Annotated in this window: 18 protein-coding genes and 2 tRNA genes; 10 read left to right on the plus strand and 10 right to left on the minus strand. The window is 44.5% G+C overall.

Annotated elements, in window-relative coordinates; genetic code table 11:
* Positions 1–5: 5 nt before the first annotated feature.
* Positions 6–899 (plus strand): amino acid ABC transporter permease, encoded by an 894-nt coding sequence (locus tag D0S45_00190; protein TIH19798.1) that lies wholly within the window; start codon positions 6–8, stop codon positions 897–899.
* On the opposite strand, the gene D0S45_00195 is transcribed toward D0S45_00190, so the two are convergent.
* On the minus strand, positions 893–1,612 hold the full coding sequence (locus tag D0S45_00195; protein TIH19799.1) for an HD-GYP domain-containing protein: 720 nt from the start codon (positions 1,610–1,612) through the stop codon (positions 893–895). The genes D0S45_00190 and D0S45_00195 overlap by 7 nt on opposite strands.
* Positions 1,613–1,902: 290 nt before the next feature.
* On the opposite strand from D0S45_00195, the gene D0S45_00200 reads away from it, so the two are divergent.
* Positions 1,903–4,341, plus strand: a complete 2,439-nt coding sequence (locus D0S45_00200) for a PAS domain-containing protein (GenBank protein TIH19800.1) — start codon at positions 1,903–1,905, stop codon at positions 4,339–4,341.
* A gap of 86 nt (positions 4,342–4,427) precedes the next feature.
* Here the strand turns inward: D0S45_00200 and D0S45_00205 are convergent, their stop codons facing one another.
* Both D0S45_00205 and D0S45_00210 read right to left on the minus strand, forming a co-directional pair.
* Positions 4,428–5,072 (minus strand): DUF374 domain-containing protein, encoded by a 645-nt coding sequence (locus D0S45_00205; GenBank protein ID TIH19801.1) that lies wholly within the window; start codon positions 5,070–5,072, stop codon positions 4,428–4,430.
* A 2-nt stretch (positions 5,073–5,074) separates the two neighbouring features.
* A complete protein-coding gene (locus D0S45_00210; protein TIH19802.1) occupies positions 5,075–6,838 on the minus strand; it encodes an ATP-binding cassette domain-containing protein in 1,764 nt (587 codons plus the stop codon).
* A gap of 186 nt (positions 6,839–7,024) precedes the next feature.
* Here D0S45_00210 and yedF point away from each other — a divergent pair, with 186 nt between their 5' ends.
* On the plus strand, positions 7,025–7,645 hold the full coding sequence (gene yedF / locus D0S45_00215; protein ID TIH19803.1) for a sulfurtransferase-like selenium metabolism protein YedF: 621 nt from the start codon (positions 7,025–7,027) through the stop codon (positions 7,643–7,645).
* A 163-nt stretch (positions 7,646–7,808) separates the two neighbouring features.
* The gene (locus D0S45_00220) at positions 7,809–8,564 is read left to right on the plus strand and encodes an rRNA pseudouridine synthase (GenBank protein ID TIH19804.1); all 756 of its coding nucleotides are present in this window, start codon (positions 7,809–7,811) and stop codon (positions 8,562–8,564) included.
* A gap of 159 nt (positions 8,565–8,723) precedes the next feature.
* On the opposite strand, the gene lolA is transcribed toward D0S45_00220, so the two are convergent.
* Positions 8,724–9,368 carry an outer membrane lipoprotein carrier protein LolA gene (lolA, locus tag D0S45_00225; protein TIH19805.1) on the minus strand — a complete coding sequence of 215 codons (645 nt, stop codon included), beginning with the start codon at positions 9,366–9,368 and terminating at the stop codon, positions 8,724–8,726.
* 60 nt (positions 9,369–9,428) lie between these two features.
* Here lolA and D0S45_00230 point away from each other — a divergent pair, with 60 nt between their 5' ends.
* Positions 9,429–9,896 (plus strand): L-2-amino-thiazoline-4-carboxylic acid hydrolase, encoded by a 468-nt coding sequence (locus tag D0S45_00230; protein ID TIH19806.1) that lies wholly within the window; start codon positions 9,429–9,431, stop codon positions 9,894–9,896.
* Positions 9,897–10,071: 175 nt separating this feature from the next.
* Here the strand turns inward: D0S45_00230 and D0S45_00235 are convergent, their stop codons facing one another.
* From D0S45_00235 to D0S45_00245, 3 genes are all read right to left on the minus strand, one after another.
* Complete coding sequence (locus tag D0S45_00235) at positions 10,072–12,276, minus strand: DNA translocase FtsK (GenBank protein ID TIH19807.1); 2,205 nt, start codon at positions 12,274–12,276, stop codon at positions 10,072–10,074.
* A 150-nt stretch (positions 12,277–12,426) separates the two neighbouring features.
* Positions 12,427–12,987, minus strand: coding sequence for an elongation factor P (gene efp, locus D0S45_00240; GenBank protein TIH19808.1), 561 nt, complete (start codon positions 12,985–12,987; stop codon positions 12,427–12,429).
* 126 nt (positions 12,988–13,113) lie between these two features.
* Complete coding sequence (locus D0S45_00245) at positions 13,114–13,569, minus strand: 3-dehydroquinate dehydratase (GenBank protein ID TIH19809.1); 456 nt, start codon at positions 13,567–13,569, stop codon at positions 13,114–13,116.
* Positions 13,570–13,696: 127 nt separating this feature from the next.
* Between D0S45_00245 and D0S45_00250 the strand changes: the two genes are divergently transcribed.
* Positions 13,697–14,308 (plus strand): YihA family ribosome biogenesis GTP-binding protein, encoded by a 612-nt coding sequence (locus D0S45_00250; protein ID TIH19810.1) that lies wholly within the window; start codon positions 13,697–13,699, stop codon positions 14,306–14,308.
* Positions 14,309–14,366: 58 nt separating this feature from the next.
* On the opposite strand, the gene D0S45_00255 is transcribed toward D0S45_00250, so the two are convergent.
* From D0S45_00255 to D0S45_00265, 3 genes are all read right to left on the minus strand, one after another.
* Complete coding sequence (locus D0S45_00255) at positions 14,367–15,497, minus strand: LptF/LptG family permease (protein TIH19811.1); 1,131 nt, start codon at positions 15,495–15,497, stop codon at positions 14,367–14,369.
* On the minus strand, positions 15,494–16,654 hold the full coding sequence (gene lptF, locus D0S45_00260; protein ID TIH19812.1) for an LPS export ABC transporter permease LptF: 1,161 nt from the start codon (positions 16,652–16,654) through the stop codon (positions 15,494–15,496). Before lptF ends, D0S45_00255 begins: the two co-directional genes overlap by 4 nt.
* 102 nt (positions 16,655–16,756) lie before the next feature.
* A complete protein-coding gene (locus tag D0S45_00265) occupies positions 16,757–16,951 on the minus strand; it encodes a hypothetical protein (GenBank protein ID TIH19813.1) in 195 nt (64 codons plus the stop codon).
* 148 nt (positions 16,952–17,099) lie between these two features.
* On the opposite strand from D0S45_00265, the gene D0S45_00270 reads away from it, so the two are divergent.
* From D0S45_00270 to D0S45_00285, 4 genes are all read left to right on the plus strand, one after another.
* Positions 17,100–17,894, plus strand: coding sequence for an undecaprenyl-diphosphate phosphatase (locus D0S45_00270; protein TIH19814.1), 795 nt, complete (start codon positions 17,100–17,102; stop codon positions 17,892–17,894).
* 133 nt (positions 17,895–18,027) lie between these two features.
* Positions 18,028–18,104: transfer RNA gene (locus tag D0S45_00275), tRNA-Met, on the plus strand.
* Between the two features lie 168 nt (positions 18,105–18,272).
* Positions 18,273–18,349: transfer RNA gene (locus tag D0S45_00280), tRNA-Met, on the plus strand.
* Positions 18,350–18,522: 173 nt separating this feature from the next.
* Complete coding sequence (locus D0S45_00285; protein TIH20261.1) at positions 18,523–20,805, plus strand: PAS domain S-box protein; 2,283 nt, start codon at positions 18,523–18,525, stop codon at positions 20,803–20,805.
* The last annotated feature ends 4 nt before the right edge of the window (positions 20,806–20,809 follow it).

Genomic DNA, 20,809 nt, shown 5'->3' on the forward strand with positions numbered 1-20,809 from the left:
TAATTATGTTTGATTCACAAAAAAAAATCTCCCCCCGTGATGTTTTGCTGCTGGCATGCATCATGGGAGGAGTTATTTTGCTTTTCCACCATCTGGCTCAAGAACTCAATTACAATTGGGATTGGTCCGTCATTCCCGGCTACATCGCACGTTTTGACAGCGGATCAGGGAATTGGAGAGCCGGACTGCTCACTCAGGGATTACTTGTCACCCTGCGCCTTTCATTATGGTCTATCCTGCTGGGGCTGCTGGCCGGAACAGTCATGGGTATGTGGCGGTTAAGCCCACGCCCTCTATTACGCATGATCTCCAGCAGCTATGTGGGCTTGGTTCGCAATATTCCACCACTGGTACTAATCTTCATTTTTTACTTTTTTCTCGGTGACCAGATTATGCAGGTAACCGGAATTACCGAACTTTCATACTCTCTTGATGACAACAGTTCGCCAATACTCACAACATTATTCGGCCCTGTGGAACAACTCCCGGCTTTCCTTTCTGGAGTACTGACCATGGCTCTTTTTGAAGGTGCATACATAACTGAAATTGTCAGGGCAGGAATTGAATCAATTGACAATGAACAATGGGAAGCTTCAGCTGCACTGGGATTCAACAGACGCAATCAACTTATCCACATCATCCTGCCGCAAGCTTTTTCCCGCTCACTGCCGCCGCTGGCTGGTCAGTTTATTTCTACAATTAAAGATTCATCCATTGTTTCAGTTATTTCCATTCAGGAACTAACCTTTGCCGGACAGGAGTTAATGTCCGCAACATACCGAACTTTCGAAATCTGGACATTGGTCATTGTTATGTATTTTATTTTAACTTTTCCCTGTTCCATCGCAGTGCGTGAACTTGAAAAAAGAATGAACAGCCACAAAGATTCTCATCATTGATGAACCAAAACCGCCTGCTCTGGAATACGATCTCCATATGCTTCGTAATTGTCCTGAATAATTGAATTGCCCTGAGTAAAATATAGTTTAATCTCATCAGAAATGTTTAAGAAAGCGTTTACCACCACAGGGTCGAACTGACTTCTGGAACAAGATTTTATCTCTTCCACAATCTTTTCAAATTCAATTGCCTCACGGTATGGGCGGTTACTCGCCATTGCTGAAAGGGTATCGGCAACAGCAATAACTCTTGCGCCAAAAGGGATTTGATCACCTGCAAGTCCTTGCGGGTATCCACCGCCATCATATCGTTCATGATGATGGAGGATAATCCCTGTAATACGATCCAAACCGGAAACGGAAGCAACAGGTTTTACAATATCCGCACCAATAGCTGGATGCTGTTTGACAAGTTCATATTCTGCATCAGTCAACCGACCTTCTTTCTTTAGAATCGAATCAGGAAGCCCTATTTTACCGATATCGTGCAAATGTCCTGCAATATGCAGCAATTCACATTCCCGGTCGTTCATTTTTAACTGCACACCCAAAGCCTGAGCAACAACGGCCACTTCTTCCGAATGTGAACAGGTGTAATGATCTTTGGCATCAATTGCATTTCCCAATGACTCTGCAAATTGATGAACAGTCATACTCGCAACGCTGTTGTCGTGTTCTTTTTTTCTAGTAAAAAAATTTATTATCTTTCTCATAGCTCACCATCAATATTGATATATGAATTAATTGTATTTCTGAGTGGAAACCTATTTTAATCGAAAATGATTGTCAATTCCATTTAAGTTAAACTTTTTAAGTTAAAATATAATGAAATAGAATTCATTTATAAATTTTGAATAAAACAAAAATATTATAAAGAACAACTCAGTAAAATAAGATATATGGTTGAAATGTTATAATTTTCACCAGATCGTAACCTTTAAGACACGGTAAATAATCATTCGGGACATAGATTGCCTTCAACAAAGTCGAGGAGGACTCCTGAATGTCTCTGAAATTAAAACTAATCACTTTTTGCGTTGCGATAGGCCTGATCCCGTTAATTTTGATTGGCACTTTAAGTGTCGATATGGCTTCTAAAGCTCTTTCCCATCAAGCATTCGGACAGCTCGAATCCGTACGTGACTCTAAACAGAAAAACCTTCAAGATTTGGTAAATAAATGGTTCAAAGAAATAAAATTCTTCTCCAACGTAAAAGAAGTCTATAATGCGGTAGGATTAGTTGGTGAATATGCCATGGAATATGAAATTTCCGGTAAACCCATGGATGTAACATCAGATGAATATAATGAAGTTCACCAATACGCAGCAACTTCCTTTATCCCTTTCGTCAAAACTCTCGGCTATGATGATGCCATTCTTATCAACGATTATGGCCGGGTTCTTTTTTCTATTAAAAAAGAAAAAGACCTCGGTGCTGATCTGAAAAAAGGGCAATACAAAAATTCGAATCTTGCCCGGGCATTTAGAAAAGCTGTTAAAGGCGAAATTGTATTTGCAGACTTTGAACCTTACGCCCCCATGGGAGGAACGCCGGTAGCTTTTGTCTGCGCACCGGTTCATTCACATGCCGGGGATATTCAAGGGGTCGTCGCCCTTAGAATCCCACTCACCGAAATCAATTCCATAATGACCCTTCGTTCCGGTATGGGAAAAACAGGTGAATCTTACCTTGTGGGGCCGGACTTTCTGATGCGCTCAGATTCTGAACTTAATCCTGAGTATCGGACCGTTCAAAACTCTTTCAAGAATCAAGCTAAAGGCAAAGTCGATTACGAAGCAGTCCAATTAGCCTTGGAAGATAAAAAGGGCACAGCACTGATGAAAAGTGCAAACGGAGTGGAACAGCTTACAGCATACACTCCCATTAAAATCGGCAAAACAAGCTGGGCACTGATCTCTGAAATTCACAAAGAGGAAGCTTTTCAGGCTGTAACAACTCTCAGAATATTTGCCCTGATAATATCAGTGGTCACGGCGATAATAGTTATATTTGTCACTCTGGTTTTCCTGCGCAGCTCCATTCTCGGCCCTCTTGAAAGAATAGAGAGTTTTGTAACCTCCATTGCCGGAGGAAATTTCAAGTCCACACTGGAAGGAAAATTTAAAAGTGAGATTAAGAACCTTGCTGATGGAATTCAGGTCATGGTCGGGGAACTTAAAAATAAACTAGGATTCTCCCAAGGAATGCTGGACGGTATGACCGTCCCCTGCCTGATCTCAGATACAGATGCCAAAATATCCTACCTGAACCAACCACTCTGCGAACTGCTTGAAAGTGGAAAATCATGCGAAAGCTGGATAGGCCGTCCAGTCAAAGAACTCTTGCAGGCCCCTTCCGGCGAAAAAGGAATACTGACCCGTTGTCTGGAAGAAAAACAACCCATTGTTAATGTCGAACGCTGCTGGAAAACTAAAAAAGAGAACTACCGAGACGTGCGCATAGACGCGGCTCCGCTTTACGACCTTGATAACAAACTCATTGGTGGGTTTGCTGTAATCGTTAATTTAAGTGATATGAAAGCCAAGGAAAAACAAGTCAGCGACCAACACAAGATCATGGTAGAAATTACCGAGAAAGCAAAGATTATTTCCAAATACCTGACCAAAGGCGCATCCGAAATTGAAACACAAGTGGATCAGGTTTCATCCAACACAGAAAAGCAATTTGACCGTATTGAATATTCATCTCAGGCAATCACTGAAATGAACCAGACTCTGCTGAACTCTGTTACCAACGCGGAAAATGCGGCAAAGCAGGCCAAGCAGACCCGCTTGCACGCAGAAGAAGGCATGCTGACCATGACAGAAACAAGTGTTGCTATCGACCAGCTGCAATCCCTCTCTGACACGGTAAAAGAAAACATGCACCGACTCGGTGAACAGAGTCAATCCATCGGCGGCATAATCGGGGTAATCAATGATATCGCCGACCAGACCAACCTCCTGGCCCTGAATGCCGCAATTGAAGCAGCCCGTGCAGGTGAAGCCGGACGCGGATTCGCGGTTGTGGCGGATGAAGTCCGCAAGCTGGCGGAAAAAACGGTGCAATCGACAAGAGAAGTCGAGGACGCAATCAAGAACATCCAAAACTCCGCACAATCCAATATCGAAAACACCGATCAAACAGTGGACGCAGTAGAACATGCCAGCGGACTGGTAGGAAAATCCGTGCAGGCATTTCAGGAAATTTCAAGCATGTCTGTAGATACAGCCACTGAAATTGAAAGAATTGCCCAAGCTACGGACCAGCAATCTGAAGCCCACGACCAGATTCATAAAAGTGTGGAAGACCTCAAAAAACTGGCCGGGAATACCAAGTCCGATATGCAGAAATCCACAGAATCGACTACTTCTCTGGCTAGAACAGCACATGAATTGGAAAAGCTCATAGAACGACTCAGTGATGCTGCCGGCATCTAGCCTTCTACAATTCAGGTAAATTAAAATGCGCCCTGCTCCATCACGGAACAAGGCGCATTTTTTTATCATATATAAAAAACGAACAATTAATACGGTTTCATACTTTCCATTATAGCTTCAAGGCGGCGGGCTTCGCTTGCAAGAATATCCTCATCAAGCTTCTGCTCAGTCACCTTGAAAGGCTCACCAAGCAAAACTTTACAGCGACAAAAAGGCTTGGGCAGTTCAAATCTGTCCCATGACTTTTCAAAGACAATCGGATTGGAGGGATAAGCCCGCATGGGAATGATAGAAGCTCCGGTCTTTTGGGCAATTGCCAGAATTCCAGGCTTGACCTCATGGCGTGGCCCTTTGGGACCATCCATAGTAATCGCTCCGACCTTGCCCTTTTTACGCATAATCCGAGCCACACCGAGCATTGCTTTCAGGCCGCCACGAGTGGATGAACCACGGGCAACATCATAGCCGATACGTTCCAGCACTTCGGTGATGATCTGCCCGTCCTTGCTGTCACTGGCCATGGTCACCAGCGGCATTTTTTCAAGAAAACCAAGACCGATCAGGCTGAACAGTTCATTATGCCACAAAGCCAGCATGAGCGGCTTGCCCTGTTCATGCAGACTCATAACATTATCGTACCCGGTAATATCAAATCGCATGGAACGTATCCACCAACGATACAGAAAAGCAACCTGTGGCGCGAATATGACGGGATCAACCTTTATCTTCATAGCTATGAATTATCCTGAAACTGCATGTTGTAAAGTTTTATGTACAGCGGACATCTTTTCAGAAGTTCCTTGTGACTACCCTTGGAGACAATTTTACCTTTTTCCATAACAACAATCACATCAGCGGACAGCACGGTGGAAAGTCTGTGCGCAATAACAATACTGGTCCTGTCCTTCATGAGGTTTTCAAGGGCCAGTTGCACAATGCGTTCAGCTTCAGTATCAAGGGCACTGGTAGCCTCATCAAGGATAAGCAAGGGCGGGTTCTTGAGCAATGCGCGGGCAATAGTCAAACGCTGTTTCTGCCCACCGGAAAGCCTCACTCCACGCTCGCCGACCATGGTTTCATAACCTTCAGGCAATTTTTCGATAAACTCGTGAGCAAAAGCATTCTTGGCGCTCTGATGGACACTTTCAAGATCTGCGTCCTGACTCACGTAGGCGATATTATCACGCACGGTAGCATTAAAAAGGAAGGTTTCCTGCGAAACCATACCGATATTCAAACGCAGGGACTTCAAGCTGTAGTCACTAACCTGCCTGCCGTTAATCTTAATCACACCCTGCTTGGCATCGTAGAAACGGGGAATCAGATTAACCAAGGTGGTCTTACCCGATCCGCTAGGGCCGACAATAGCGATCTTCTGTCCGGCTTTAACATCAAGATTGATGTTATCCAGCACAGGTGCTTCGGAAGAGGGATAGCTGAAGGTCAGATTTTTAATTTCCAGTTTTTTAAAATCCTGTTCCAGTTCAGTCACACCGCCCTGCTCTACATTTATCTTCGGCGAATCCAGAATTTCAAAGACCCTCTCCGCCCCGGCAAGTGCGCGCTGGATGGCAATATTTGAGGTGTTCATCTTTTTGATGGGATCATAGAGCATGACCAGTGCGGCAATGAATGAAAAGAAAGTTCCCGGTGTGGAATGCCCGTCAATAACCTGTACCCCGCCATACCAAAGCACAAGGCCGATTCCGAAAGCACCTACAATTTCCATGATTCGGGAGGAAAGTTCACTGTTCAGAATCTCTTTAATGGCAATTCTGACCAAGCGGCCGTTTTCCTTTTTAAATCTTCCTGTCTCAATATTTTCGTTGGCAAAAGCCTTAATGACCTTCACTCCACTAAAACTTTCCTGCAACAGAGAGTTGATGTCGGAAATTTTGCTTTGGTTCTTACGGCCCAGCTTACGCAGTTTTCTACCGAAATAGAAAAACGGAAAAATTGCCAACGGCAGCACAAGTACTGCAAAAGCAGCAAGGTAAGGATCACGATAGAAAACCAGCCCGATCAGGCAGATAATAGTGAAGGCCTCACGGATCATCATAATAAAAGAAGGTAGGCTGGCCCGAATCTCAATAACATCGTTCAATATACGGGACATAAGCATGCCCACCTGACTTTCTTCAAAGAAATTCATGGGCAAACAAATGATCTTATGAAAAAGATCATTTCTGAGCTGCTCCAGTACCAATAATCCGGTACTGTTCATCAGGTAGGTCTGTAAAAATCTGAACACACCCTTAATCAGCATGACTGCAACAAAGGCTATGGGCACCATCATAAGTGCCTCGCGATCTTTGTTGATAAATATATCATCCATGGCTGGCTGGATTAGATAAGCAGTTGCGCCGGTTGCGGCTGCAACGATTATCATGGAGACAAAAGAAATAAATATTTTGAACTTATAGGGCCCGAAATATGAAAGACATCTCCTAATGAGATGTTTATTTTTCAGATAGCTGTATTTTCCGCCTTTAGGCAAATTAGACTCCTTTATTGTGGCTGAACGCCGATTGCGCTATTTCCTTACTTCTCATTGGCGGCAATCGCAAGTGTCTATTCTGCATAGATAGATTTAGTCGATAGTTTGTCATTCTTTTCATTAGATTAATCAATTTGACCACAAAACGTTGGCTGTTATCTTAATTCCATTAAAAGGAGAATTTAAATGTCAGTTAAAATAGATTGTAAAGGGTTGCCCTGCCCGCAGCCAGTGATCAAATGCAAAAACGCTATTGAATCCGAGAATCCCGCCAAAATCAAAATCACAGTAGATAACGAGGCGGCCAAAGAAAATGTATCCCGGTTCATGACTACCAAGGGATATGAAGTGAGCGTCAAAGAAAAGGATAATCTTTTCGTGATTAAAGGAAAAAAAGATGTCACTTCTGAATCTCCCGCTGAGTGCGAAGTCTGTCAGGTCATGAACGACGATGAAATCGCTAACGTAGGCAGCAAAACTCTCGTATTCCTGAACAGTGAATTCCTTGGCAGCGGTGATGATAAGCTGGGTGCCAGCCTGATGTTCAATTTTATTTCCACTCTGCCTGAACTTGATGGTTCCCTGTGGCGGATCATCATGGTCAACGGTGCGGTCAAGCTTGCAACTGAAGGTAGCAAGTGCCTTGAGAAGCTTCAGCAGCTTGAAAAAGATGGAGTTTCTATCCTTGTATGTGGAACCTGTCTTGATCATTTCGACCTGCTAAGCAAAAAGCAAGTAGGTGAAACAACAAACATGCTCGACGTAGTCACCAGCATGCAGCTTGCCAGCAAAGTAATTAAAGCTTAAAGATTTGCCTCCGGCGGCTCTCCGAGGTCCAAAGAACCCTTTGGAAAGGGTTCTCTGGACTCTCCTAAACTTTTTAGTATGCTTCGCTACCATTTATGGTTAGCTTTGCTGATAGGAGAGTATTGCCGTATATTAAAATGCATTTTTAACTTTAAATACAAACATGACCGACAAAAAAACTATCAGATTAAATAAATATATTGCTTCCGCAGGGATTTCTTCACGGCGTGGAGCCGACGAACTTGTCCAAAAAGGCAAAGTTACAATCAACGGTAAAACCGCTGACTCTCCCGGAATTCAGGTAGATCCTGAAACAGACATAGTCGAAGTGAGCGGCAAACCTATACAGAATGATCAAAAAGCAGATGATCTTTACATCATGCTGCACAAAACCGTTGAAACAGTGACTACAGCCAGAGATCCGCAAGGCCGAAAAACTATTATGGATCTGCTGCCGTCAGGAATTGTCAAACGCCGTGTCTTTTCCGTAGGAAGACTTGATTTCTACTCTGAAGGAATGCTTTTGATGACCACGGACGGTGAGCTTTGCAACCGCATGACCCATCCCAAATGGCACCTGCCCAAAGTTTATCACGTAACAATTCGTGGTAAACTTTCTGAACGGGAAATGTCCATTATGGAAGCCGGAATGTTCCTTGAAGACGGAGACGAACTACTCGCTCCGGTACAAATTAAAGCCATTAGTAAAGTAGGTGAAACCACCAAATACGAAATGGTTCTTCACCAAGGGATTAACCGTCAGATCAGACGCATGTTTGATGAATACAATAAAACTATCCTGCGCCTGAAAAGAGTCCGTCAGGGCCGCGTGGAACTGGGCGATCTCAAGCCCGGTGAATGGCGCGAACTAAGCGCAAAAGAACTGGCTTTGCTTAAAAAAGATTTGAAGATAAAATAGGAATGCCTCCGGCGGCTTAAACCCTTTTGCAAAAGGGTTTAAGAATCCCAAAACCTTTTAGTAAGGCTTCGCCATTTTTCATGGCAAACCAGCGTAAATTAAAAAGACCCAGATTTGATGATCAAATCTGGGTCTTTTTAATTTTGTACTAATTTTAATCTACTTAATTTGCGTATTGTCTTCCACATCCACACCTTTCGGCGGGATGAACTGGAACATTGAATCATCCACATCAGGATCAATCTCAATGTTGCTCATGGCAACCTCATTACCGTTGCCGTAAAAATCTACCACCAGAATCTTGCTCATCATTTTACGATCGGGATCAATCCATGCGAAAGCCAACACCATACCGGTTTCAGGCTCAAGAGGAAGCAACTTAAGCTTAATCAGCCCGTTGTCGTCACCCTGATTTTCAACCACAAAATCCTCTTCGAGTTTAGCCTGCCCGGAAATGAATTTGATCATGGTTTTAGAATTGAAAAGCTGCTTGGTGCGGTATTTAAGAGCCAATTTGTCTTCAGGAAAATAATCCCAGACAATGGATTCACCCACGATAAGCAGTTCCGGTTCCGGCTTAACTGATTCCCAGCGCAGCAATGAAGGCTGCTTGAAAATAATTTTACCGGAACGGATATCCTGTTCCTTACTTGCGGCATTAGTTAAAGTCTGGGTAAAATCCGCACTGAAAGTTTTAATTGAATCGTATGTTTTCTGAATCTCGGCAGTAAGTTTATCAGCAACCGCTACGGAGCTGAAAGAAAGCAGGACCGAGACAACAAGTATTAAAATCCTGAATCGCATTATTCTCCTCGTGAATTCGGGTTCATCTACAAAAACAGTCTTAACCCTTTTGGATTGATTATGAAAGTACAACCTGTATCACAAATTTCCCGCCGCCTGATTGAAGCCGAGCTGTACGGCGAACTTTATAAAACCATGACCGAACAATTCGGCAAAGAAAAAGCCCTGCAAGTCATAACCGAAAACCTGCAAAAATCGGCCCGCAAGTCCGGCCAAGCATTTGCCGCATCCGTAGATGCGCCGAATCTTGAACATTTCTCAACAGTCGTCGAAATATGGAAGAAAGGTAACGCCATCGAAGTTTCGAATATTTCCATCAACGACAATGAACTGACAGTAAAAGTTAGCCGCTGCCGTTATCAGGAATCATATCGCGAAATGGGGTTATCCGAAGAACTCTGCACCCTGCTCTCCTGTTCCCGTGATGAGCCTTTTGCAAAAGGCTACAGCGACAAGCTAAGCATGGTCCGCGAAACAACACTAGCCGAAGGCGGAGACTGTTGTCCTTTTAAATTTGTTTGGAAATAGCGCAATAATCCGACTTTCAACAAAAGAACCGCAATATTTTCAGAAAATATTGCGGTTCAATTTTATACAAATTTTTCTTGCGAAGCGGCGAAGCCTTAATAAAAGTTTTTGAAGAGTCCAGAGAAACTTTTTTCAAAAAGTTTCTTTGGTCCCCGAAGGGCCGCCGGAGGCTTTCTTAATCTTTAGTAATTAAAACGATACGTGGCTTGCTGCCGTCTTGTGGGCCGAGAATTCCATCCTGCTCCATCTGCTCAATAAAACGAGCAGCACGGTTAAAGCCGATGCGGAACCGACGCTGCAAGAGCGAAATGGAGGCCTTGCCCTGCTCCAGAACAAATTGTACGGCCTCGTTGTAGACGGGGTCATCTGATTCACCGGGCATGCTTCCTGCACCGGGTCCGGATGATCCTGATTCTTTCCAATCGCTGAAATCAAGCTCGAAATCCTGCGGATATTTCTTCTTCCAAAAATCTACTACGCCCTTAATCTCATCATCTTCAACGAGTGCACCATGCAGCCTGCGTAGTTTGGAGCCGCTGGGCTTGAAAAGCATGTCACCGCGTCCGAGCAATTTTTCCGCACCGATCATATCAAGAATGGTACGTGAATCATGCTTGGAGGTAACCTGAAATGAAATACGGGTCGGGAAGTTGGCCTTGATAAGTCCGGTTACAACATCAACCGATGGACGCTGAGTGGCGAGGATAATATGAATCCCGGCAGCACGGGCCAGCTGCGCCAGACGCACAATGCTGATCTCCACATCCTTTCCGGCAGTGAGCATAAGGTCAGCCAACTCGTCAACGATGATGACAAGGTAAGGCATAGGTTCAAGATCTTCCAACTCTTCAGGAAGATCGTCAGCGGACTTAGCAAGCTTTTCATTGTAGCTGGCGATATTACGTACACCAAGACGGGCCATGTTTTCGTAACGCTTGTCCATCTCAAAAACAGCCCACTCAAGCGCGGACTTGGCAAGAGCCATGTCAGTGACCACAGGATGCACAAGATGCGGCAGGCTGGCATATACAGCCAATTCAATACGCTTGGGATCAATAAGCAGCAGCTTAAGTTCTTCAGGCCCGGCCTTGTAGAGCATGGACAGGAGCAAACCGTTCAAGCAAACACTCTTACCGGCCCCGGTAGCCCCTGCAACAAGCAGGTGAGGCATCTTGGCGAGGTCGGCTGAAACAGGCTCTCCCTGAATATCTTTACCGAGTGCCATAGTCAGTGCGGACTTGGACTTGATAAAACAACTGTGCTCGAAAATTTCACGCAGATAAACTGTCTGCCTGTTATCGTTGGGAATCTCAATACCAACTGAATCTTTGCCCGGAATGGGAGCTTCAATACGTACCGCAGTGGCTTTTAAAGCGAGGGCAATGTCATCAGTAAGGTTGGCAATCTTGCTGACTTTCACACCCGGTGCGGGACGGAATTCAAACATGGTTACCACCGGACCGGGGATAACATTCTGAACCTCTCCGTCAATATTGAAATCCTTCAAGCAGACCTTTAAGGCTTCTGTCTTCTCTTCAAGATCCTTGGGATCAAACTGAACCCCGGCAACCTTAGGCTCGGCAAGAAAATCAAGAGCCGGAAAATCCGTACTGGTATCTATCTTTTTAGCTTTGGGCTTCTTGGGCTTGGCTTTAGGTTTATCTTTTTTAACTGGCTTGTCGCCAAAAGGCTTGAGTACGAGAACGTCGCCCTCTTCTTCAACATCAACAGATTCAGGAGTCTCTTCTTCAGCTTCTTTGCGGGCTTTAGCTTCAGCCTTGGCCTTTTTGCGTTCGGCACGTTTGATTTTCTGTTCGGCCTTCATGCGCTTGGCTTTGCGGCCTACTCGTTCCTTGTTCTTGAGCCAAAAATCAGTAAACAGGGAACGAATTCTCTTGCCGATGGCAGCCCAACTGAGATTAAGGGTCAGCTGAATTCCGGCAAGGGTCATGAACATCCAGAAAAGGAATGCCCCCACAGGCTTGAGATATTTGAAAGACCACTTTGAAAGAAGGCCGCCGATAAAGCCGCCTTCATGAATAACAAGGGACTTCTGAAATTGCACCAGCCACGGATGTGAAGACCAAGCCAGCAGACAGACATAAAGCAGAACCAAGCCTATCCAGCGCCACCATGGTTGCCTAAGTGCAGAAAAAAATGAAGCAATACCAAGAAAAAGAAAATAGAAAGGAACCAGCCAAGAGCCGAGGCCTAGAAAATCAACCAGAACCCCGGATGCATATGATCCGACAGGTCCGATCAGATTCTTAACTTTCCAGCTGTCACTGACAGCCTGATTAAGGGTCGGGTCACCGGGATGGTACGAGTACATGCTTATAAAAAGAAATACGGCTAAAAAAATCCAGAACATGCCGGAAATCTCTTTTGCGAATTTTCCGCTTGGCAGTGTCTCATCCTCCGTTTAATCCCGGAAAAGGGCTGGTTAGCGCAGCATCCATCTAACTTAAGATGGATAAGATATTCAATTTTCGGGGAGCCGGAGACTCCCCGAAATTATTAACAAATCAAATTACTTTTCACGACCGAGATATTCGCTGGAACGAGTATCAACCTTAATCTTGTCCCCTTCATTAATGAACAGAGGTACGTTAACGCCCAGACCGGTTTCGAGAGTAGCGGGCTTGGTTGCGTTACTTACGCGGTCACCCTGCACGCCGGGATCGGTCTGAGAAACAACAAGAATTACGGAAGCAGGCAATTCAATACCAATAACATCTCCGTTATAAAGCAGAGCCTTGTTGGTTTCTCCTTCTTTAAGAAACCCACCGGAACCACCGATAACATCAGCAGAAACGTTCATCTGCTCATAAGACTCAAGATCCATAAGGATATAGTCAGTGCCGTCCTTGTAGAGGAACTGCATGTCTTTGCTAGCCATGTCCGGTTTTTTCACTTTTTCACCGGAACGGAAAGTCTGGTCAGTAACACGACCGGTAAACATATTTTTCAGCTTAGTGCGAACAAATGCGCCGCCCTTTCCAGGTTTAAAATGCTGAAATTCAACGATTTCGTAAGGTTTACCATCAATCTCAACTTTAAGTCCGTTTCTAAAATCTTTAGTAGAAATCATATTTCCTCCGAATAAAATATTATTTGCAGGGCCTTAAATGGCGCCTAAAGCGTTACCCCGCTGTCTTCATATTAATAAAAGTGACAGCAGCAGCGGTTTTCTGCGGCTAGAACATCGTCTCTAAAACTAATCAGCTGCCACATGCGAAAACAATGCTTGAACGGCCAAGGCATAGCTCATTATTCCGAATCCGGCAATTACTCCAATGCACTGTTTTCCCATAAAACTTTGCTGGCGAACAGGATCTTCGGTGCGCGCCCAGATATTGCTGATATGAACTTCCACACAGGGAACTTCAATCCACGCAAGGCAATCCGCCAGAGCAAGACTGGTATGGGTGTATGCTCCGGCATTGAAAGCCACTCCGGCAACCCCGTCTTCACGGGCTTTTTCCAGCCTGTCGATCAACGCTCCCTCGGAATTGGACTGAAAGAACTCCAGCTTGATCTCGTCAGCCTTGTCGCCCATGAGGGTTTTGAGATGTTCGGGAATATCTTCAATTTTATCGGAACCATAAATCTCAGGCTGACGCTTGCCCACGTATCCGAGATTCGGCCCGTTCAGGATCAGGAAAGTTTTCATCAAATCCACCTTTCAAGTTCAGGTTCAGGGAAAATATCCTTGTAATGATTGCTTTGCTTGACTAGCCTTAATAAATAAGTGAACAAGGCAGGTTCATGCAACCACGAATAATCAAGGACGATTCCTTATGGATAATACACTTACGTTAATTAAAACTGTTTACGAGATCAATCAGCTTGAGGAATTTGCAGCTCCGCAAATCATTCTGGCCGGACGTTCCAATGTTGGTAAATCCTCGCTGATCAACTGCCTTGCGAGCAGAAAAAAGCTGGCAAAAATCAGTTCCACCCCCGGTAAAACCCGCAGCCTTAACTACTATGAAGTAGATCCTCACGGCTACTTTATTGTTGACCTGCCCGGTTACGGGTACGCACGCTGCTCAAAGACCGAGCGCGCTAAATGGGCTAAGCTCATCGACAACTACCTGATGGACAATGCGTACGTTGCAGCGGCAGCAGTACTGCTGGATAGCCGTCACAATCCACAGCAAAATGATTTGGATCTCATTTCATATTTCCAACACTGCAATATTCCCATTATTCCGATCATGACCAAGGCGGATAAAGCCAAGCAGAAGGACCGTTCCAAGATCCAAAACAAATGGGAAGAAATCCTCAAGGTCAAGCCGATCTGCGTTTCCAGTAAAACCGGCATGAACCGCACCAGGCTCTGGAACCTGCTGGATGTTACCGCAATTCCTGAGTTAGCATATACGGAAGAAGAAAACGAAGCGGAATAAACAATTCAGAAAATTTATATCAAGGGCATTTCATCAAATGATGAAATGCCCTTTTTTATTAACTAGTTTTGAACTTGGTAATATACTTGCCGAAATGCTCAGGCACAAAGACCCAAGCAATCCTTCCCAGCGCAAGGGAACTGATAAAAATATTACCGAACCATGCGGCAATAATTGGCGGCATAGCCCCGCTATCCCCCGCTGAGGCACCAACCATGAACAGCGCGTAGTAGGCAAAAATCAAACCTAATCCAAGCCCAATATTCAGGTAAACATTCTCAGAAATAGTGACCAATGCCAACGAAACAAGAGCCATGGTCAAAAGGGAAAAAGCATAGGCCCACTTAGAATGCCATGCGGTAATCAGACGGTCTACATTGGAGCCGGAAAGCTTAAGCTGCTCGATAACCTGATCCAGTTGCCATAGCGGTAGCTGGGCGGGGTCTATATCAGGATCTACTACCTTAAAAACATTGAGATTAAGCTTAATGGGCATAGTGAACATCGGGTGCTTACGAGAAGCAAAACGATCCGGGCTTAACTCAACTGCATTTTCAAGCTTCCAACCGTATTTACTGCTGACCTCGGCACTTTCAGAAGTTATCACCCGCTGGATTCCACTGTTATCATCAGCGAATTCATACACGGTTATGCCCTTGGCTCGGTTACCAAAAGGCATGACTTCCTTGGCCTCGACCACGAAATTGCCTTCCTTGAGCCAGATGTTTTTCAGCACCCGTTTATCAAGCATGCTTTTGCGCACATCCTCTTTCCAAATGCGGTAAGCTTCCTGCTCACCGTAAACCCCGATAACCTGAGAAAATAGCAGCTGTCCAAAAGACCAGATTACGGCATAAATAACAAAGAATTTAAGGAACCAGAGGAGGGATAGCCCACCTGTCCGCAGGGCCAAAAGCTCCTTATTCCGAGCCATGACACAAAGCTGTACGATCATGGAAATCAGAAAAACCGCAGGCAGAATCTGGGAAAAGATGAGCGGCATCTTAACCAGAAAATACTTGAGTATGGTACCCATGCCCAGCCCAGCTTCAATAAAGTCATCCAGACGGTCAAAAAGGTCTGAGAGCAAATAAATACCCGTTCCGACCCCGAGGCAGACGCACATGAGGAAGAGATTCTGCTTCAGAACATACGATGCGAGATATCCGGGAAGAAGTCTGCGGATCATGCTTCCTTCCTCCTGATTTTTTTCAGGAACGGAATCCTGACACTGAATGAATGCTCCATAACCGCCATCTTAAGCAGAACCACTGAAATCACTGCGAATGTTATATTTGGTAACCAGAGGCCGACCACAGGTGTTAGCACGCCGCTCTCCCCGAAAGTAACGCCAAGGGAAAGCATGGTGTAATATACGAGAAAAAGCCCCATGGAAATTATCAAGCCATACTGCTGCTTGAGCCCCCTGAAAATACAAGCAATAGGCACTGCAAACATGCCAAGTACCAAGCAAGCCACAGGCAGGGCCAGCCTTTTTTGAACCTCTACTTGAACTTTTCTAAAGAAACCGGGGTCGATTTCACCGGCGCGATCTCCACCCCGGCTGATACGAACAAGCTTCTCCCAAGACATCTCTTTGGGACGCAGCTCATCAACGTCATATCCTTTCAGAATATTGGCAAGAGGGATGCGCACGTCATAGTTTTTGAATTTAAGTACGCTTAATTGCTCATTCTCCTGCTGATAAATACGGCCATTTTCCAGATGAATGAGCAGACGCCCCATTTTAAGATCAGTACGAATTTCGCCCAGCGGAGCCACGATAGTAGCAGTCATGCCTTTTCGGGTGTTATCGCGCACAAAAACAGAACGCATAATCCCGCTTTCTTCGTCCACTCCGTCAGCATAGAAGACCAGTCCCGGAAAATTCTTGTTAAAAACTCCGGGCTGAATTGCCAGCTGACTCTGGGTACGGGCAAACTCCATGAGTGCGTTACGGAAATTTTCCGTACCCCATGAAAGGCCGTAAATAGAAAAATAAAAATCCGCCCCGGTGCAGAGCAGACAAAAGATAATCGGCGCAGGCAGTAACTTGTATAGGCTCAGCCCACCGGATTTTAACGCGGTGATCTCATTATCAGCATTCATCCTCAGAAAGGTAAGGAAGATCGAAAGCATAGTCGCAATAGGGGTGAGCATAAGCAGAAAAAATGGACACAGGTACATGAACAGCTTGGCTATTTCAAATATGCCAAGACTCTGGCCCATGAACAGATCTCTGAATTGGAGCAGCCTGCCAATGAGGATCAACCCCATGAACCCTGAAATACTCAGAGCAAATATGGATATGAGTTCTTTAAAAATATTGCGATGAAGAAGCTTCAATTTGTTTCCCGCAAAATATGCAGACAATAAAGTTAATCACAAAAAAAGTCATAGCAGGCCTTATCTCAGCCCGTAACTTAGAATTCATCCCGAAGCCGGGAATTAGCAATCAGGGCTTTCATTGCTGTTTTCGGCGTAAAAACGTTCCATAAATTCCATATCTTTGGGGGAAAGATTGAATCTCATGGCTGCCTCTTCAAGCAAGGATTTCAAAGGCTTTTCAGCTTCAGCCTGCTGCTCGGAAATCCATTTGATCGCTTTTTTGGTCAGTTCACAGGGAGGCACGACAGTAGTCATATATTTAATCCTTAATTTTAAACGTAGTTGATTATTATTTAGCAGTACACCAGCTTGCCGCCCCTTGCAACTTTGTGCAGGCTGGCTTACCCAAAGCGGGTAACTTGAAAACAAGGCCGGAACTTCCGGCAATCATAAAGGAATACCAATGACATCGCTATTTACTGCCGCCATTCTGGGTGTAGTTGAGGGGCTAACTGAATTTCTCCCGGTCTCAAGCACCGGACACCTGATCATCACCGGACATCTACTTGGTTTTACCGGAGAAAAAGCTGCTTCGTTTGAAGTCGCCATCCAACTGGGCGCAATCCTCGCCGTGGTTGTGCTCTACTGGTCCCGTTTCTGGGGGCTGATTGTTCCTAACCCGACCCAACGGTTTTCCGGAATCCGGGGGCTTTACTTGCTTTTCCTGACAAGTCTTCCGGCATCAGTGCTTGGCTTGTTAGCACATGACTTCATCAAACTGCACTTATTTAATCCCTATACAGTCGCATGGGCACTGGGTGTGGGAGCAATTATGATCCTGATTGTTGAAAAAAAGGAAATTCATCCGAACTGCCACACCTTAGACGAAGTCACCCCAAAGCTTGCTCTCGGCATCGGTTGTTTTCAGTGTCTTGCACTCTGGCCTGGTTTTTCCCGCTCAGCGGCTACCATCATGGGCGGAATGCTCCTGGGTGCTAAACGAAAAATTGCTGCTGAATATTCCTTCATTGCCGCTGTCCCGATTATGTTTGCGGCAACCGGATATGACATGCTTAAAAGCTATCAGCTCTTCACCATGGCAGATATACCTTTTCTAGCTGTCGGGTTTGTTGTCTCCTTTTTTTCCGCATGGGCAGCAGTAAAAGGCTTTATCTATCTGCTAGGCAAGTTGACCTTGCGTCCCTTTGCATATTACCGCCTTGCGCTGGCTCCGCTGGTACTTTTCTTCTGGAGCTAAGAACTGCGCAACTACTTGGCAATCTGACCTATTTTAAAAAAAATTCAAAAAAAGTCTTTTTTTTGCTTGCCAAGCACACGCAGAATGTATAGAAATTCTCCTCGTTGGACGGGAAGTTCAGCACACAAAACGTGGCGAGGTAGCTCAGTTGGTTAGAGCATGCGGCTCATATCCGCAGTGTCGGGGGTTCAATTCCCTTCCTCGCTACCACAAGAATTATAAGGCTCTGCATTTTTGCAGGGCCTTTTTCTTTTTCAACTGTCGATAAATAAACATATAATTATTATACCGAAATTTTTATCATTTTTTACTTGCCAAGCGGATCAAGAGTGTATAAACACTGTCCTCGTTGGGCGGGAAGTTCAACACACAAAACGTGGCGAGGTAGCTCAGTTGGTTAGAGCATGCGGCTCATATCCGCAGTGTCGGGGGTTCAATTCCCTTCCTCGCTACCACGATAATCATAAGGCCCTGCATTTTGCAGGGCCTTTCTTTTTACCCAATCATTCCCAAACAGATCAGTATTTCCCTCTCATGAATTATTTCCAAAATGCACCATTTCTGCTATTTATTCAGGTAATCGAATCTCTAAAACAATAAGGTTACCATTTTGAAAAAGGCCTCCTTCATACATATACCTTTACACATCGGTCCTCTGGCCTTTCTTTTTTGGCTGCTAGTGACCTTATGCACCCTACTTTGCTTCACTTCAGACTCATATGCCAACAAAAAGCTCGATAAAGTCACTCTACAGCTGAAATGGTTTCATCAATTCCAGTTTGCGGGCTATTATGCCGCCCTTGAAAAAGGATTTTATGAGGATGAAGGGCTTGATGTAACCATCGTTGAGCGCGACTTGCGGCACAATCCCATAGATCAAGTACTTGGTGGTAATGCTGATTTCGGAGTCAGCAATTCAGAAGTCCTGCTCCACTACCTGAACGGAAAAAAAGTAGTTCTTCTGGCTTCTCTATTTCAACATTCCCCACTTGTTTTCATTTCAAAAACACAACCGCTGATACATGCACCGCAAGATTTTATGGGAAAATCAGTGCTCATGAGTTCGGCAACTCAGGACATTGAACTAAAAGTGTTGCTTGAAAGAAATAATATTTCTCCGAAGGACATAAATCTTATCAACCGCTTTGCTGTTCCGGAAGATTACTTTAATCCTGAAATTGATATTATTGCCGCGTACATCACTAACCAACCTTATTATCTAAAAAAAGAAGGAGTCCCGTACGCCATAATCTACCCATATACCTATGGAGTTGATTTTTATGGAGACACTCTCTTTAGTTCACGCATTGAAACGACAAAACATCCTGAACGAACCAATAAATTTCTTAGGGCCAGCTTAAAAGGATGGAAATACGCCCTCGAAAACCCTGACGAAATGATCGACATCATCATCGAAAAGTTCGGATCTTTGAAATCTAAAGAGCATCTTCAATATGAAGCAAAGACAATCCGTACGTTAGTACTCCCGGATCTTGTACGCATAGGGCACAGCAATCCTGTCCGCTGGGAACAAATCGGCGATGCCTTCAGAAAACAGGGACTAACCCAAAGTAAAAAAAATATTAAAGATTTCTTTTTCAATCCGACTGAAGGAAAGGTAACCATAAGACAGGAGACAGCCATTCTGGCCGCAGTAATATTTGTGTCAATTATGATTGTCCTGCTAGCCTCAATTTTTGCAGCCGGTAAATTTAAACAAGAAATTAATTCCCGCAAAGAGATTGAAAAGAAACTCAAAAAAAGTGAAAAATATTACCGGAGTCTTTTTGAGAACACTGGTACGGCAACAGTCATCATTGACTCAAACCACATGATAAAAAAGTGCAACAGCAACTTTGCCCAATTATGCGATTCTCCCATTGAAGAAATTGAAATGAAACGAAAATGGACCGATTTCATCGTTCCCGAAGAACTGGAAAGAATGACCAGCTATGCAAAATCTAGAACTTCTCCCGAACTTTCCTCTCCAAAATCATATGATTTTAAATTCAGGAAGACCGATGGAGAAATCAGAAACGTTCATACACACGTAGAAGTAATTGAAGGCAGTACCGATTGCGTTGCATCACTCGTTGATATGACTGAAAAAGTAAAAACTCAGGAACTGCTTATTCAAACGGAAAAAATGGTTTCAGTTGGTGGACTGGCCGCAGGCATGGCCCATGAAATCAACAACCCATTGGCCGGAATACTTCAGGCTGTGCAAAATATTTACCGCAGGACTTCCCCGGAAATCCCGGCGAATACCAAGGTAGCGGATGAAATGGGTTGCTCCTGCGAGCAAATCCAGAACTACCTTGAAAAAAGAGGTATTATCAGAATGCTTGAAGGCATTCACTCATCCGGGGAACGGGCAGCCAACATTGTAAGGACCATGCTCAACTTTACGCGGCGCAACGAAGAAGGCATGACCCAGTGTAATCTGAATAAGCTCTTTGATGACATCATGAATATCATTACCTGCGATTATGACCTGAAGAAAAAATATGATTTCAAACACACTAAAATTATCAAAGATTATCAAGAGAACCTTGGAGAAATCAGTTGCATGCGTATTGAAATTGAGCAGGTACTACTTAATTTAGTAAAAAATGCAGCATACGCAACAAACGAAATTTCCGATATAAGAACACCTACCATCAATTTACGAACCCGAATGGATGGTAAATTCATCATTGCGGAAGTGGAAGATAACGGCCCGGGCATGGACGCAAAGACAAAACGTCGTGTATTTGAACCATTCTTCACTACCAAATCGCCCGGAGTTGGAACCGGGCTTGGACTTTCTGTCTCATATTTTATAATAACCCAAAATCACAAAGGGACATTTGAAATAGACACCGAAATCGGGAAAGGCACCAAATTCACAATCAAAATACCAATAGTTTAATATG

The organism is Marinifilum sp. JC120, assembly GCA_004923195.1.
GTDB lineage: Bacteria > Desulfobacterota > Desulfovibrionia > Desulfovibrionales > Desulfovibrionaceae > Maridesulfovibrio.